Origin of the sequence: Pasteurella oralis, assembly GCF_002850605.1 — a bacterium.
Taxonomy (GTDB): Bacteria; Pseudomonadota; Gammaproteobacteria; order Enterobacterales; family Pasteurellaceae; genus Pasteurella; species Pasteurella oralis.
In genome coordinates, this window is record NZ_NXGB01000003.1 from 67,125 (window position 1) to 81,555 (window position 14,431).

Consider the following 14,431-nt stretch of genomic DNA (forward strand, 5'->3'; position numbering starts at 1 on the left):
TCAAAAAGGATAAGTATGGCAGCGACAATTTTCTTTATCAGCGGTATTGATACCGATATTGGCAAAACTATCGTCACTGGCTGGTATGCTAAAAAATTAATGCTGCAAGGCTTCTCAGTGATTACCCAAAAGATGATTCAAACTGGCTGTGAAGGTATTGCAGAAGATTTATTAACTCACCGTAAAATACAAGGCATTGAACTAACTGAAGAAGACAAACAAGGAATCACTTGCCCTTATGTATTTGATTATCCTTGTTCTCCGCATTTAGCTGCAAGGTTAGCGCAGCGCAAAATCGACAGTAAAATCATTGAAAAATCGACCGCACTTTTAGCACAGAAGTATGACTATGTGCTACTGGAAGGGGCGGGGGGATTATATGTACCCTATAACGACAGTGAAACCACCTTAGATTATATTCGTACCCAGCAATATCCCGTCATTCTAGTCACATCTGGTAAGTTAGGGAGCATTAATCACACTCTATTAAGTCTACAAGCTTGTCAGGTTAACAAGATTAAAGTGCATGCTGTTGTTTATAATTTATACCCAACAGGCGATGCTATTATCAGTCAAGAAACCCAACATTTTTTACAAACTTATTTAGCACAGCATTTTCCTAGCACCTTATTTGAAGTGATGGACTTCATTGCCTTCTGAACAGGTAGAACAAGTCATGTTTCACTTGAAATGGAGTACTATTTTGCCTAGCATAGCCTTGTTTTTTTTTAAGGTTTTATGGTGTTTAAACCGTATTATCAATTTATTTATTTGGGTTAAGGAGTTATGCAATGAAAATGTTAAAAATTTTTAAGCTTACTTTTGGAGTGATCACGCTTACTGCTTGTAGTCAAACAATGCAATCTGCCGAAAAGCATAGCCATTGGGGCTATACGGGGCATGAATCACCAGAGCATTGGGCGGCGCTTTCACCAAAATTTGCGATTTGTAGTGAAGGAAAAAGCCAATCACCAGTGAATATTGTTAACACGATTGATGGCAAGTTAGCGCCTATTAAAATTGATTATCGTCCTTCTCAGGTTGAAATTGTAAACAACGGACACACTATTCAAGTGGATTTCAAAGAGCCGACTAACCTCATGCAATTGAACGGTAGCACCTATACATTAAAACAATTCCATTTCCATGTACCAAGTGAAAATCAAATTAAGGGAAAATCTTTCCCATTAGAAGCCCATTTTGTGCATGCGGATCAAGCGGGTAATCTTGCCGTGCTTGGCGTGTTATATACATTATCAAGTGAGAATCAGCGTTTAGCACCGATTTGGAATAACATGCCACAGAAAGCTGGTGAAACTTTCAAGCTCGAAAGTGCATTTGATCCCGCTAAATTGATTCCTAAAAAACGTGACTATTATCGCTTCAGCGGTTCATTAACCACGCCACCTTGCTCTGAAGGCGTGAATTGGTTAGTGTTAAAACAATATGACCATATTAGCCAATCACAAGTCGACGCTTTTTCTGCGTTAATGCATGGACATAATAACCGTCCTGTACAGCCAATTAATGCTCGTGTGATTGTTGAATAAGGACATTTTTTGACTTAAAAAGTGCGGTCGGTTTTACAGCGATTTTTTAGTTTAAAACTCGCAAAAAACAAACCGCACTTTTTGTGCGGTTTGTTCGTGTTTGTTAGATTAGCCTGCTTTAAAACAAGCGACAAAGTGATTATCTTGTCCTTTGAGTAACGGTTTATCTGCAATGCAGTGCTGATCTGCTAATGGACAGCGGGTTCGGAATACGCAACCTGACGGTGGATTAATCGGGGAAGGCAGGTCGCCTTCAAGTAATTGAATCTGTTTGTTGCGTTCCAATTTAGGATCAGGAATAGGTACCGCAGACATCAAAGCTTTAGTATACGGGTGTTTGGTGTCGTGATAGACCTGTTCATAATCGCCTAGTTCGACAGCATTACCTAAATACATCACTAAAACACGATCAGAAATATGCTTCACTACCGCTAAATCATGTGCAATAAAAATGAGTGATAATCCCATTTCACGTTGCAATGATTTGAGTAAATTAACGACCTGTGCTTGAATTGACACGTCTAATGCAGATACGGGCTCATCACAAATGATCAATTTAGGTTCTACAATTAAAGCACGAGCAATCCCAATACGCTGACATTGACCACCTGAAAACTCATGAGGATAGCGATTAATTAAGTTTGGCAATAAGCCGACTTTCATCATCATTGCACGGACTTTTTCTTTAATTTCTTCTTTAGTTAAGTGCGGTTGATAAATTTTTAGTGGTTCAGCAATAATGCTCCCAATAGTCATCCGTGGATTTAATGATGCCAATGGGTCTTGGAAGATCATTTGAATATCACTGCGTACAGCTTTCCACTCTTTTGCATTTTGTTGGGTTAAGTCTTTGCCTAACCAAAGAATATTACCACCAGAGCTTTCTACTAAGCCCGTAATCGCACGTGCTAAAGTGGATTTACCACAGCCTGATTCACCCACAACGCCAAGTGTTTCGCCTTCATATAAATTGAAAGAGACATTATTGACCGCTTTTAAAGTTTGATGTTTAGTGAAAAACAAAGATTTGGTATCTTTAATTTTGAAATGAACGCTTAAATCTTTGACTTCTAGGATGGCTTTTTTCTCTGTCGTCATTATGCGTTTCCTCTAGTTAACTGTTCTGCTGATAAAAAGCACGCGCACAGGCGTTGATCTGCCAATATTTCTAATTTTGGTGCTTTTAAACATTGTTCTGTGGCATGAATACAACGAGGTTGGAATGGACAACCACTTGGTAGTTGAAGTAAGTTTGGTGGATTACCAGGAATAGTAATCAGCTCTTCTTCTTGACCATCAACACGTGGAACCGCACCAATGAGTCCTTTTGAATAAGGATGGCTTGGACTATAGAAAATTTGTTCTGCTGTGCCATATTCCATTGTACGACCTGCATACATAACCAACACGTTATCACAAATGCCTGCCACAACACCTAAGTCATGAGTAATCATGATGATTGCAGTATTAAATTCAGTTTTAAGTTCGTTTAATAACGTCATGATTTGTGCTTGGACTGTCACATCTAACGCAGTAGTTGGTTCATCAGCGATCAATAATTTTGGACGGCATAGCAGTGCCATTGCAATCATCACACGCTGACGCATACCACCTGAAAATTCATGAGGATACATATTCATACGTTTGCGGGATTCTGGCATTTTTACAGCATCTAACATACGTACAGATTCTTCAAATGCCGTTTTACGATCCATACCTTTGTGTAAGATCAAGACTTCCATCAGTTGCTCACCAATTTTCATGTAAGGATTAAGCGATGTCATGGGATCTTGGAAGATCATAGCAATTTGTTCTGCACGCAGGCGGTTAAGCTGTGCTTCTGGTAAATTAAGAATTTCTTCACCATTAAATTTGGCTGAACCCGCAATACGTCCGTTATCAGCAAGTAACCCCATTAAAGCGAAGGCAGTTTGGGATTTACCTGAACCTGATTCACCAACAATTCCTAATGTTTCACCCGCATTTAAAGAAAATGTTAAGTTATTGACCGCTGTAACATCGCCATCTGGCGTTTTGAAAGTGACACGCAAGTCTTGTACATCGAGTAGTAAATTTTTTGTTGTCATTGTGCTCTCCAAAGGCTTGTACTAGCGATCTTTCGGGTCAAGTGCATCACGCAAACCATCACCGATAAAGTTAAAACAAAATAGGGTAATGACTAAGAACAGCGCTGGGAATACTAATAACCAAGGTGCAGCTTCCATTGATTTGGCACCATCGTTCAGTAATCCACCCCAGCTACTTAGCGGTTCCTGTGTCCCCAGACCTAAGAAGCTTAAAAATGATTCAAATAAGATCATACCTGGTACCAGTAAGGAGGCATAAACGACTACAACGCCAAGCACATTAGGCACAATATGACGCCATACAATTTGACGAGAAGAGACACCACACACGATCGCGGCTTCGATGAATTCTTTTTGCTTCAAGCTTAAGGTTTGTCCACGTACAATCCTTGCCATGTCTAGCCAAGACACCATACCTATTGCCACAAAAATGAGGAAAATATTGCGTCCAAAGAAGGTGACTAACAAGATAACAAAGAACATAAATGGGAAAGAGTTAAGAATCTCTAGAAAACGCATCATAAAAGTATCAACTTTACCACCAATATAGCCAGAAGTTGCACCATATAATGTGCCGACTAAGACGGCGATTAATGCGCCTGCAATACCAACTAATAGCGAGATTCTACCGCCAATGGCGACTCGAACGAGCAGATCTCGCCCAGATGCATCGGTACCAAAATAATGCATTGTTTCCCATTCTGGTGGAATTGAAATGGCTCCAAAATCAAGCTCATCGTAAGGATAAGGCATGAGCATTGGGGCAAAAATAACGAAAAGGCTAATACAAAATAAAATAAATAAACTGGTTAATGCCGCTTTATTATGAAAAAAGCGACGGCGTGCATCTTGCCATAAACTACGTCCTTCAACCGTTTCTAATGTTTCCACAACGGTTTCTAGCAGTTCAGCATCTTTTTGATTTTTTAACATTTTTTATCCCTGTTAGCACTGCAAATTAATAACGGATTTTTGGATCGATAACCGCATATAAGATATCGACAACAGCATTAAATGTAATCGTTAATGCGCCAACTAAAATGGTTAGGCTTAATACTAAAGAATAATCACGGTTGAGTGCGCCATTAACGAAAAGTTGTCCAATACCTGGAATACCAAAAATACTTTCAATGACCATTGAGCCCGTGATAATACCGACAAAGGCAGGACCCATATAAGAAATCACAGGTAATAAAGCCGGGCGTAATGCATGCTTGGTTAAAATACGTCCCATTGGTAAGCCTTTGGCTTTGGCGGTACGAATAAAATTAGAATGTAATACTTCAATCATGGAGCCACGTGTGATACGTGCGATACTGGCAATATAAGATAAACAGAGCGCAATCATGGGCATTAACATGAATTTAAATGCGCCGCCTTCCCAACCACCGGAAGGTAACCATTTTAATGTGATAGAAAAAACCAGTATCAATAATGGGGCAACCACAAAGCTGGGGATGACTACGCCAGTCATAGCAAAGGTCATAATCAAATAATCCAGCCACTTGTTTTGTTTTAGTGCAGCAATCGTACCTGCGCTGACACCAAGTGTTAAAGCAACTAAAAAGGCAGAAAAGCCCAGTTTAAAGGAAACTGGAAAGGCTGTCGCGACAAGCTGATTTACCGTATAGTCTTTATATTTAAAAGAAGGACCAAAATCACCATGTGCAAGATCTTTTAAGTAAATAACGTATTGTTTGTAAAGTGGTTCATTTAAGTGGTATTTAGCTTCGATATTAGCAATGACTTCAGGTGGATAATTTTTTTCACTGGTAAATGGGCTACCTGGTGCTAATCGCATCATGAAAAAAGAAATTGTAATCAGAATAAAAAGCGTTGGAATTGCCTGAAACAAACGACGAATGATCAATTTAAACATACAAGATAATCCAATTTAAAACACGCCAACGTGTAAAAAAATAAGAAAGTGCGGTCGGTTTAGTAAAAGTATTGACCGCACTATAAAGTCGTATAAAAATTATTGTTTAACTAAATAAACATCTTTTAAGTAGTAGTTTTTACCTGGGTGCTTGGTCGCAAAGCCTTTTACATAAGGTTTTACCATACGAGGATCAACATAGTAATACATTGGTACTAATGCTGTATCTTTTTCTAGCTGTTGCTCAAGTTTAGCGTAAACTTCTGCACGACCTTCATCACTCTCTACTTGGTAGGATGAGGCTAATAATGCATCATATTCTGCACTCTTATAGAAAGCAGTATTGTTACTACTGGTTGATAAGAAATAGTTTAAGAACGTTGTTGCTTCGTTATAGTCAGCACACCAGCCTGCACGAGTGACATCATAGTTACCTTGATGGCGTGAGTCTAAATAGGTTTTCCATTCTTGGTTTTCTAATTTAATGTTTACTGCACCATCGAGATTTTTCTTCCAAATAGAAGTTGCCGCAATCGCAATTTTCTTATGGTTATCTGAAGTGTTGTAAAGTAAGTTGAAAGTTAATGGATTATTCTTATCAAAGCCAGCTTCTTTTAGTAATTCGACAGCTTTTTTATTACGCTCTGCTTGCGGTAAGTTTGACCACTCAGGCGTTGTGATTTTTTCACCGCCATTAATATAAGGTGGTGTAAAATTATATGCAGGAACTTGACCTTGCGCAGTCACTTTTTCAGTAATAATGTTACGGTCCATTGCCATTGATAAGGCTTTTCTTACACGAACATCATTGAATGGTGCTTTTTTATGATTGATTTCATATAGATAAGTGCATAGCACCGGTGGTGTATATACTTCATTTGGGAATTCGGCTTTTAATTTAGCAAAAAGCTCTACTGGAAGTGCGTAGTTAGTGATATCTAAATCACCTGCGCGATAGCGTGAAACATCAGTATTTTCAGAGGTAATTGGATAAAGCGTGACATGAGTTAATACTGTTTTTGGGTGGTTCCAATAATGATTATTTGGTACCATCTCTAATTTTTCATTGATGATCCAATTAGTAATTTTAAACGCCCCATTACCGACAATATTTTTAAGATCAGTCCATTTATCGCCAAACTGTTCTACAAGTTTTTTATTTACTGGTGCAAGTACATAGTGTTCAGTGAGTTTATCTGCATAAGGGACACTTTCAGAAAGTGTGAGTTGTAACGTATGTGCATCAAGTGCTTTTACACCTAAGTCTGTGAGAGGTTTTTTACCTGCAACAATATCTGCTGAATTTAATAATTTTAAATATTTTAAATAGCTGGAATAAGGCGAGGCTGTTTTTGGATCAGCTAAACGTTGGAAAGCAAACACGAAATCTTCTGCGGTAACAGGTTCACCATTTGACCATTTGCCATCTTTACGAAGATGGAACGTCCAAGTTTTGAAATCTGCACTATGTTCCCATTTTTCTGCGGCACCTGGAATGATATGACCATCAGCATCTGAAATCACTAATGTTTCGAAAAGTTGACGAGCAACTAATGCTTCGGGCGTTCCTTCGATTTTATGCGGGTCAAGAGAGGATGGATCTGAGCCATTATTCATTCTGAGTTCTTGCTTATCAGCAAGAACAGTACCTGCAGGTACTTCGGCTGCGAAAGCGCTTTGTGTTGCCAAAAGCGTTAACGCACTTGTTAATGCGATATTAAGAAATGTTTTTTTCACTGTGTTTGTCATAGTTTTACCTTTTTTTGTGAGTAAAAAGAACTTCTATTAATAAAGGAAAAATGGAGTGCTGTAAAGTATTGAAAGTGTGATTTGTGAGCTAAAATAGATAAATTTGATTTAGATACACCATTTGTTATTTTCTTTTGAAGTTTTTCTACTCTTTATTCATCATTTTTAAATAAATGAATTAAAATTGATGTGATGAAAAAGGTTTTTGCTAAATTTTCGGGGGAAGTTCAGTGAAAAAGTAATAATTTCCTTTGACTATTTTGTTCTCAAACGGTAATATTCACGCCCTATGCAAAAGGTAAAATTACCCCTAACTGTTGACCCAGTTAAAGATGCACAGCGTCGATTAGATTATGATGGCTATTATGCTATTAATCAGCTTGAACGTCTTTCTGAGTCAGTAAGTAAAGTGCTCAGCGATGCACAGGTTAGATTATCGTTTTTTATTGATCCACAAAAATTAGTGGTCATGAAAGGTCAAGCAACAGTTGATATTGAAGTTGTCTGTCAACGTTGTCAAAAAGCCTTTATGCAAACTATCGATTGTACATTTTGTTACAGTCCTGTGGCTAATTTGGATCAAGCCGATGTATTGCCCGAAATTTATGAGCCAATCGAATTTGATGAGTTTGGTGAAATAGATTTACTTGGTACTGTTGAAGATGAATTAATTTTAAGTCTACCAATTGTACCATTGCATTCATCTGAACACTGTGAAGTGTCCGTGGCTGAACAGGTTTTTGGCGAATTGCCCGAAGAGCTGGCAAAAAAACCGAACCCGTTCGCTGTATTAGCTAGTTTAAAGCAAAAGTAAATTTAGGAGTATAGCCAATGGCTGTTCAACAAAACAAAAAATCTCGTTCAAGACGCGATATGCGTCGTTCACACGATGCATTAACCACTGCCGCAGTATCAGTTGATAAAGCAAGCGGTGAAACTCATTTACGTCACCACGTAACTGCCGATGGTTACTATCGTGGTCGTAAAGTGATTAATAAATAATTTATACATTATTTAATTAAGGTAATCACTTGAGTCGTCTAACCCTTGCGTTAGATGTGATGGGCGGGGACATAGGTCCCCGTATTACTATCCCTGCATCCTTACTTGCGTTGGAAAATGATCCAATGCTTTCTTTATTATTGTTTGGTGATAGCCAGCAAATTCTTCCCTTACTTGAAAACATCCCCGCTTCTGTTCAACAACGCCTTACTGTTTGTCATTGTTCACGTACGATTGATAATGAACATGGTATTTCTTATGCATTGCGCAATAGCAAAGGGACATCAATGCGTTTGGCTATCGAAGCCGTACAAAAAGGTGAAGCGCAAGGTTGTGTTAGTGCAGGGAATACAGCTGCATTAATGGGGCTTTCAAAAATTTTGTTACAACCACTTAAAGGGATTCAACGCCCTGCGCTTATTTCTGTGATTCCAACTGTTGATGGCAGAAAAAGTGTTATGCTTGATCTTGGTGCTAACATTGATTGTGATGCGGAAAACTTATATCAATTTGCATTGATGGGCAGTATTTTTGTCGAAAATATTTTAAATTTGGTTTATCCGAGAGTTGCGTTACTTAATATTGGCAGTGAAGATATCAAAGGGCATAAGTCAATTCGAGATGCGGCAGTTTTATTAGAAAAGGATACCGCACTTAATTATGTTGGCTTCATTGAAGGTAACTTTTTGTTAAATGGCAAAGCTGATGTTATTGTAAGCGATGGATTTGCGGGCAATGTGGCATTAAAAACGCTTGAAGGTGCGGCTAAAAATGTTATTGCCTTACTAAAAGGTAAATCGAAAAATAGTCTACTGAAACCTGTATTTTCTTGGTTATTACGTCATTTATTTAAAGATAGCTATCAGCGTTTAAAGCAAATTAACCCAGATGAATATAATGGTGCTTCTTTAATTGGATTGGCATCCGTTGTAGTAAAAAGCCATGGTAGTGCAAATATCGAGGCCTTTTCTTATGCAATTGCTGATGCTGCATTTCAAGTGCGTCAGCAAATTCCAACAAAAATTTTAGCTGGACTCGAAAAATACGAGTCATCTGCGCATATAAAAATAACAAGTGATCATTAATTTAATATAGCGAGTTCGCTATCCTTTTTAACGAGATTTATTATGTATAGTAAAATCTTATCAACAGGTAGTTACTTACCCAAAAATATTCGTACTAATGCAGATTTAGAAAAAATGGTGGAAACCTCTGATGAATGGATTTCTGAACGTACTGGTATTAAAGAACGCCGTATTGCTGATCCACATGAGACGGTAGCAACTATGGGCTTTGAGGCAGCAAAAAAATGTTTGGCTATGTCACCGATGGATGTGAATGAAATTGATTTGATTGTTGTTGCAACAACAAGTTCAACTCATGCATTTCCAAGTGCTGCTTGTCAAATTCAAAAAATGCTTGAAATTAAAGATGCTATTGCTTTTGATGTGGCTGCTGCTTGTTCAGGTTTTGTTTATGCATTAACAGTTGCAGATCAATTTATTCGTACTGGAAAAGTCAATAAAGCACTTGTCATTGGTGCAGATCTTTTTTCTCGTACTTTGAATCCAGCAGATCGTGGTACTGTAATTTTGTTTGGCGATGGTGCTGGTGCGGTTATTTTAGAACGCTCAAATGAAGCAGGAATTCTTTCTACGCATTTACATGCGACTGGAGAAAATGCAGATGTTTTAACGCTAGCCAATCAAGCGCGAAGTGTTGAAAGCGATCCCGCATATTTAGAAATGCAAGGTAATGCGACGTTTAAAATTGCTGTACGTGAGTTAGCAAATGTCGTAGAAGAAACTCTTGAAGCAAATAATTTGGATAAAAAAGATATTGATTGGTTAGTACCACATCAAGCCAATTTACGTATTATTTCGGCAACAGCAAAAAAATTAGAAATGGATATGTCGCAAGTAGTTGTTACTCTCGATCGTCATGGTAATACTTCGGCGGGTAGTATTCCAAGTGCGCTAGATGAGGCTGTGCGTGATGGTCGTATTCAGCGTGGTCAGATGTTATTGTTAGAAGCTTTTGGTGGTGGTCTGACTTGGGGAGCGGCATTAGTTAAGTTCTAATAGCACTGGTCATGCATAAAAGTGCGGTTGATTTTTAAAAAGTTTTAATGAATAAGGAAAAAAACATGAAAAAATTTGCAATGGTATTTCCGGGGCAAGGTTCACAAGCGGTGGGCATGTTAGCTGAATTAGCAGAGCAATATCCTGTTGTACAACAAACTTTTCAACAAGCTTCAGAGGTATTAGGCTATGATTTGTGGCAATTAGTGCAGAAAGGCCCAGCAGAAGAATTAAATAAAACTTGGCAAACTCAACCTGCATTGTTAGCGGCTTCTGTTGCGATTTATCGTGTTTGGCAACAACAATATCCGAATTTAAAACCCGAATTAATGGCAGGACATAGTTTAGGCGAATATTCTGCGTTAGTTTGTGCTGATGTGATTGATTTCCAAGATGCGATTAAATTAGTAGAGTTACGTGGTAAGTTAATGCAACAAGCCGTACCAGAAGGTACGGGAGCAATGTATGCTATTATTGGTTTAGATAATGCGTCAATTATTAAAGCTTGTGCAGAATCAGGACAAGGTGAAGTGGTTTCAGCCGTAAACTTTAATTCACCAGGTCAGGTTGTTATCGCTGGTGCAAAAGCCGCAGTTGAACGTGCCGCAGTCGCTTGTAAAGAAGCTGGAGCAAAACGTGCTTTACCTTTAGCAGTCAGTGTACCTTCACATTGTGCATTAATGAAACCTGCGGCTGATCAATTAGCGGTTTCTTTAGATAATATTGCAATTAAAACACCAACGACTTCAGTGATTAATAATGTTGATGTTGCAACAGAAACGGAAAGTTCAGCAATTCGTAGCGCACTTGTTCGTCAGCTTTATAGCCCTGTGCGCTGGACTGAAAGCGTAGAAAAAATGGCAGGGCAAGGAATTGAAGTACTCATTGAAATTGGACCAAATAAAGTGTTAACAGGTTTAACAAGTCGTATTGTAAAAGAGCTTGTTGCTCAAGCAGTAAATGATGTTAATTCATTAGCATTAGCCGAACAGGCATTGGCATAAGATAGATTTTGTCTAGTATTGCTATGAAACATGGTGTTCACTTTATTGTTCTTTTGTGTAATGGCTACATTTGTTGAACATACTTTAGTGATTGTTTCTTCTGGCGCTACTTTAAATACACACGTTGTCTAAAACATTAACACAATGTAAACAAAAGTAAATTTTGAGTGTGTATTGAAAGAAATACAATATAAAGAAAAGAGTAAAGAACGATTTAAACTTCGCTGTGTCGAATTAGTGAATGAGACACAAATTTAATTAAGGAGATATTTATGCAGGGTAAAATCGCGTTAGTCACAGGCGCAACTCGTGGTATTGGACGTGCAATAGCAGAGGAATTAGTTGCGAAAGGGGCGTTTGTTATTGGTACTGCAACATCAGAGAAAGGGGCGGAAAGTATTTCTGCGTATTTAGGTGAAAAAGGAAAAGGTTTGGTTTTAAATGTATCCGATTTTGCTTCAATCGATGCAACATTAGAAAAAATCAAAGCTGATTTTGGTGATATTGACGTGCTAGTCAATAATGCGGGTATCACACGTGATAATTTATTGATGCGTATGAAGGATGAAGAATGGTTTGCTATTATGCAAACTAACTTAACATCAGTTTACTATTTATCAAAAGCGATGTTGCGTTCAATGATGAAAAAACGCTTTGGTCGTATCATTACTATTGGTTCTGTGGTGGGGTCAATGGGAAATCCAGGACAAACTAACTATTGTGCAGCGAAAGCGGGTTTAATCGGTTTTAGTAAAGCGCTGGCAAAAGAAGTGGCTTCGCGTGGTATTACCGTGAACGTGGTTGCCCCAGGTTTTATCGCGACAGACATGACAGAAGTGTTAACAGATGAGCAAAAAGCAGGTATTTTGTCGCAAGTTCCGGCAGGTCGTTTAGGGGAACCAAAAGATATTGCGAAAGCAGTTGCGTTTTTAGCTTCTGATGATGCGAGCTATATTACAGGTACAACTTTGCATGTGAATGGTGGTATGTATACCAACTAATTGTGTGAAATCAATTACAGATTTTAGGGGATAAAAGCATAGCCAAAGATTGAGGTTAATGTTAAAATCTTGGTTGCAATGTAACTTGGTTACGCCACTTTAAAGCGTAGATGAAGTAACGTAACTGTATTTTCACTGTATGTGTTTTTTAAAAGATGGTTTTAAGGTTTGACCACCAGCAAAAATCATTGTAACTTTACAAAAAATATATACACTAACTAACTCGTCGCAGTGAGCGAAAAACTAAACAATAGGAAGAAACAAATGAGCATTGAAGAACGCGTAAAAAAAATCATCGTTGAGCAATTAGGCGTTAAAGAAGACGAAGTTAAATCTGAAGCGTCTTTCGTTGAAGATTTAGGTGCGGATTCTTTAGATACTGTTGAATTAGTGATGGCTTTAGAAGAAGAATTTGATATCGAAATTCCAGATGAAGAAGCAGAAAAAATTACAACAGTTCAATCTGCGATTGATTACGTTCAAAACAATCAGTAATTCACATTTAGGCGGTTTGTATAACCGCCTAAATTTTTTCCCATCTTATCACTATCATTTCCTCATTTGATTTAAATAACTCCCTATTTTTTATAAGCATTTTACTTTTTTTGATTTAAACCAAATAATTGTTTTATTTTTCGAAAAAATTACTTAAAAGAAAGTGAAAAGGATTGTGTACAAATATAAATCAAGTATGATGTCGCTAATATTTTTTATAACATTTTAGAGGTATATCTATGCTTTATTTAGAGTTTTTGTTCCTACTACTCATGCTATATGTGGGTAGCCGTTTTGGCGGTATAGGATTGGGGGTTGTATCTGGGATTGGCTTAGTGATCGAAGTCTTTATTTTCCGCATGCCAGTTGGAAAAGCCCCAGTTGATGTTATGTTGATTATTCTTTCCGTTGTTACTTGTGCATCTATTTTAGAAGCTGCTGGTGGCTTAAAATTTATGCTGCAAGTCGCAGAACGTATTTTACGTAGTAACCCGAAACGTATCACATTACTTGGTCCAATCGTTACTTATTTAATGACATTTATGCTTGGAACAGGTCACTCAGTCTATTCGATTATGCCAATTATTGGTGATGTGGCATTAAAAAATAAAATTCGCCCTGAGCGTCCAATGGCAGCAGCATCTGTTGCATCTCAATTAGCGATTACGTCAAGTCCACTTTCTGCAGCAGTAGTATTCTATCTTGGTAAAATTGTTGAATTACCCGGTTTTGCACATATTTCCTTATTAGATATTATTTCAGTTACCGTTCCTGCAACCTTTATTGGTACACTTGCATTATCTTTATATAGTATGCGCCGTGGTAAAGAGCTAGAAGATGATCCAGAATACCAGCGCCGCTTACAAGATCCAATTTGGCGCGATCGTATTTTAAATACAACAACGACAACGTTAAATGAAGAGTTACCGCCTGCGGCAAAACAATCAGTTTACTTATTTTTGCTCGCTTTAGCTGTTATTGTCATTGTGGCGATGTTCCCTGAAATTCGTACTATTGGTGAGGGTGATAAAGTTAAACCTATTTCGATGTCACTTATTATCCAAATGATGATGCTCTGTTTTGGCGGTATTATCTTATTAGTGACTCGAACTAATCCTCAAATTGTACCAAATGGTGTTGTATTTAAATCAGGTATGGTGGCAGCTATTGCAATTTTTGGTATTGCATGGATGAGTGATACTTACTTCAAATTCGCTATGCCAGAGTTTAGAGAAGGTATTACTTCAATGGTAAGACATTACCCTTGGACCTTTGCACTTGCGTTATTTGCTGTGTCAGTAGTCATTAACAGTCAAGCTGCAACGGCTGTCATGATGTTACCTGTTGGTCTTGAATTAGGTCTACCTGTGGCATTATTGGTCGGTTTAATGCCCGCTACTTATGGTTATTTCTTTATTCCAAACTATCCATCAGATATTGCAACAGTCAACTTTGATGTGACAGGTACAACAAAAATAGGTAAGTATTACTTTAACCATAGCTTTATGGTACCAGGACTTATTGGGGTTGTGACAGCTTGTTGTGTTGGTTATGTGATAGCACAAATCATGATTTAATTTGTG

At 37.9% G+C, this 14,431-nt stretch carries 15 protein-coding genes; 10 read left to right on the plus strand and 5 right to left on the minus strand.

Features of this window, described 5'->3' with window-relative positions; translation table 11 throughout:
• Positions 1–15: 15 nt before the first annotated feature.
• Together bioD and C0975_RS04640 are read left to right on the plus strand one after the other, a co-directional pair.
• Positions 16–660, plus strand: coding sequence for a dethiobiotin synthase (bioD, locus tag C0975_RS04635; protein ID WP_101775229.1), 645 nt, complete (start codon positions 16–18; stop codon positions 658–660).
• 131 nt (positions 661–791) lie between these two features.
• Positions 792–1,550: a carbonic anhydrase gene (locus C0975_RS04640; RefSeq protein WP_101775230.1), complete on the plus strand. Its 759-nt coding sequence runs from the start codon at positions 792–794 to the stop codon at positions 1,548–1,550.
• Between the two features lie 108 nt (positions 1,551–1,658).
• Here the strand turns inward: C0975_RS04640 and oppF are convergent, their stop codons facing one another.
• From oppF to C0975_RS04665, 5 genes are all read right to left on the minus strand, one after another.
• Entirely contained in the window at positions 1,659–2,648 is a 990-nt protein-coding gene (gene oppF, locus C0975_RS04645; protein WP_101775231.1) for a murein tripeptide/oligopeptide ABC transporter ATP binding protein OppF, read from the minus strand.
• A complete protein-coding gene (gene oppD, locus C0975_RS04650) occupies positions 2,648–3,637 on the minus strand; it encodes an ABC transporter ATP-binding protein (RefSeq protein ID WP_101775232.1) in 990 nt (329 codons plus the stop codon). Before oppD ends, oppF begins: the two co-directional genes overlap by 1 nt.
• Before the next feature lie 21 nt (positions 3,638–3,658).
• Positions 3,659–4,570 (minus strand): oligopeptide ABC transporter permease OppC, encoded by a 912-nt coding sequence (gene oppC, locus C0975_RS04655; protein WP_101775233.1) that lies wholly within the window; start codon positions 4,568–4,570, stop codon positions 3,659–3,661.
• 25 nt (positions 4,571–4,595) lie between these two features.
• Entirely contained in the window at positions 4,596–5,516 is a 921-nt protein-coding gene (oppB, locus tag C0975_RS04660) for an oligopeptide ABC transporter permease OppB (protein ID WP_101775234.1), read from the minus strand.
• Positions 5,517–5,615: 99 nt separating this feature from the next.
• Entirely contained in the window at positions 5,616–7,265 is a 1,650-nt protein-coding gene (locus tag C0975_RS04665) for an ABC transporter substrate-binding protein (RefSeq protein WP_101775235.1), read from the minus strand.
• A 289-nt stretch (positions 7,266–7,554) separates the two neighbouring features.
• Between C0975_RS04665 and yceD the strand changes: the two genes are divergently transcribed.
• From yceD to C0975_RS04705, 8 genes are all read left to right on the plus strand, one after another.
• Positions 7,555–8,079: a 23S rRNA accumulation protein YceD gene (gene yceD, locus C0975_RS04670; protein ID WP_101775236.1), complete on the plus strand. Its 525-nt coding sequence runs from the start codon at positions 7,555–7,557 to the stop codon at positions 8,077–8,079.
• A 17-nt stretch (positions 8,080–8,096) separates the two neighbouring features.
• Positions 8,097–8,267, plus strand: a complete 171-nt coding sequence (gene rpmF, locus C0975_RS04675; RefSeq protein WP_005544470.1) for a 50S ribosomal protein L32 — start codon at positions 8,097–8,099, stop codon at positions 8,265–8,267.
• 29 nt (positions 8,268–8,296) lie between these two features.
• The gene (plsX, locus tag C0975_RS04680) at positions 8,297–9,352 is read left to right on the plus strand and encodes a phosphate acyltransferase PlsX (protein ID WP_101775237.1); all 1,056 of its coding nucleotides are present in this window, start codon (positions 8,297–8,299) and stop codon (positions 9,350–9,352) included.
• A gap of 42 nt (positions 9,353–9,394) precedes the next feature.
• A complete protein-coding gene (locus C0975_RS04685; protein ID WP_101775238.1) occupies positions 9,395–10,348 on the plus strand; it encodes a beta-ketoacyl-ACP synthase III in 954 nt (317 codons plus the stop codon).
• Positions 10,349–10,413: 65 nt separating this feature from the next.
• Positions 10,414–11,352, plus strand: a complete 939-nt coding sequence (gene fabD / locus C0975_RS04690; RefSeq protein ID WP_101775239.1) for an ACP S-malonyltransferase — start codon at positions 10,414–10,416, stop codon at positions 11,350–11,352.
• A 272-nt stretch (positions 11,353–11,624) separates the two neighbouring features.
• Positions 11,625–12,353, plus strand: coding sequence for a 3-oxoacyl-ACP reductase FabG (gene fabG / locus C0975_RS04695; protein ID WP_101775240.1), 729 nt, complete (start codon positions 11,625–11,627; stop codon positions 12,351–12,353).
• A 264-nt stretch (positions 12,354–12,617) separates the two neighbouring features.
• Complete coding sequence (gene acpP, locus C0975_RS04700) at positions 12,618–12,848, plus strand: acyl carrier protein (protein ID WP_034617387.1); 231 nt, start codon at positions 12,618–12,620, stop codon at positions 12,846–12,848.
• Positions 12,849–13,087: 239 nt separating this feature from the next.
• Complete coding sequence (locus C0975_RS04705; protein ID WP_101775241.1) at positions 13,088–14,425, plus strand: anaerobic C4-dicarboxylate transporter; 1,338 nt, start codon at positions 13,088–13,090, stop codon at positions 14,423–14,425.
• The last annotated feature ends 6 nt before the right edge of the window (positions 14,426–14,431 follow it).

What these genes read in the sequence shown, in the direction of transcription:
- acpP (WP_034617387.1), top strand. Translation starts at nt 12,618, where the DNA reads ATGAGCATTGAAGAACGCGTAAAAAAAATCATCGTTGAGCAATTAGGC.
- fabD (WP_101775239.1), top strand. Translation starts at nt 10,414, where the DNA reads ATGAAAAAATTTGCAATGGTATTTCCGGGGCAAGGTTCACAAGCGGTG.
- yceD (WP_101775236.1), top strand. Translation starts at nt 7,555, where the DNA reads ATGCAAAAGGTAAAATTACCCCTAACTGTTGACCCAGTTAAAGATGCA.
- oppC (WP_101775233.1), bottom strand. Translation starts at nt 4,570, where the DNA reads ATGTTAAAAAATCAAAAAGATGCTGAACTGCTAGAAACCGTTGTGGAA.
- C0975_RS04640 (WP_101775230.1), top strand. Translation starts at nt 792, where the DNA reads ATGAAAATGTTAAAAATTTTTAAGCTTACTTTTGGAGTGATCACGCTT.
- rpmF (WP_005544470.1), top strand. Translation starts at nt 8,097, where the DNA reads ATGGCTGTTCAACAAAACAAAAAATCTCGTTCAAGACGCGATATGCGT.
- C0975_RS04685 (WP_101775238.1), top strand. Translation starts at nt 9,395, where the DNA reads ATGTATAGTAAAATCTTATCAACAGGTAGTTACTTACCCAAAAATATT.
- oppF (WP_101775231.1), bottom strand. Translation starts at nt 2,648, where the DNA reads ATGACGACAGAGAAAAAAGCCATCCTAGAAGTCAAAGATTTAAGCGTT.
- C0975_RS04705 (WP_101775241.1), top strand. Translation starts at nt 13,088, where the DNA reads ATGCTTTATTTAGAGTTTTTGTTCCTACTACTCATGCTATATGTGGGT.
- bioD (WP_101775229.1), top strand. Translation starts at nt 16, where the DNA reads ATGGCAGCGACAATTTTCTTTATCAGCGGTATTGATACCGATATTGGC.
- C0975_RS04665 (WP_101775235.1), bottom strand. Translation starts at nt 7,265, where the DNA reads ATGACAAACACAGTGAAAAAAACATTTCTTAATATCGCATTAACAAGT.
- oppD (WP_101775232.1), bottom strand. Translation starts at nt 3,637, where the DNA reads ATGACAACAAAAAATTTACTACTCGATGTACAAGACTTGCGTGTCACT.
- fabG (WP_101775240.1), top strand. Translation starts at nt 11,625, where the DNA reads ATGCAGGGTAAAATCGCGTTAGTCACAGGCGCAACTCGTGGTATTGGA.
- oppB (WP_101775234.1), bottom strand. Translation starts at nt 5,516, where the DNA reads ATGTTTAAATTGATCATTCGTCGTTTGTTTCAGGCAATTCCAACGCTT.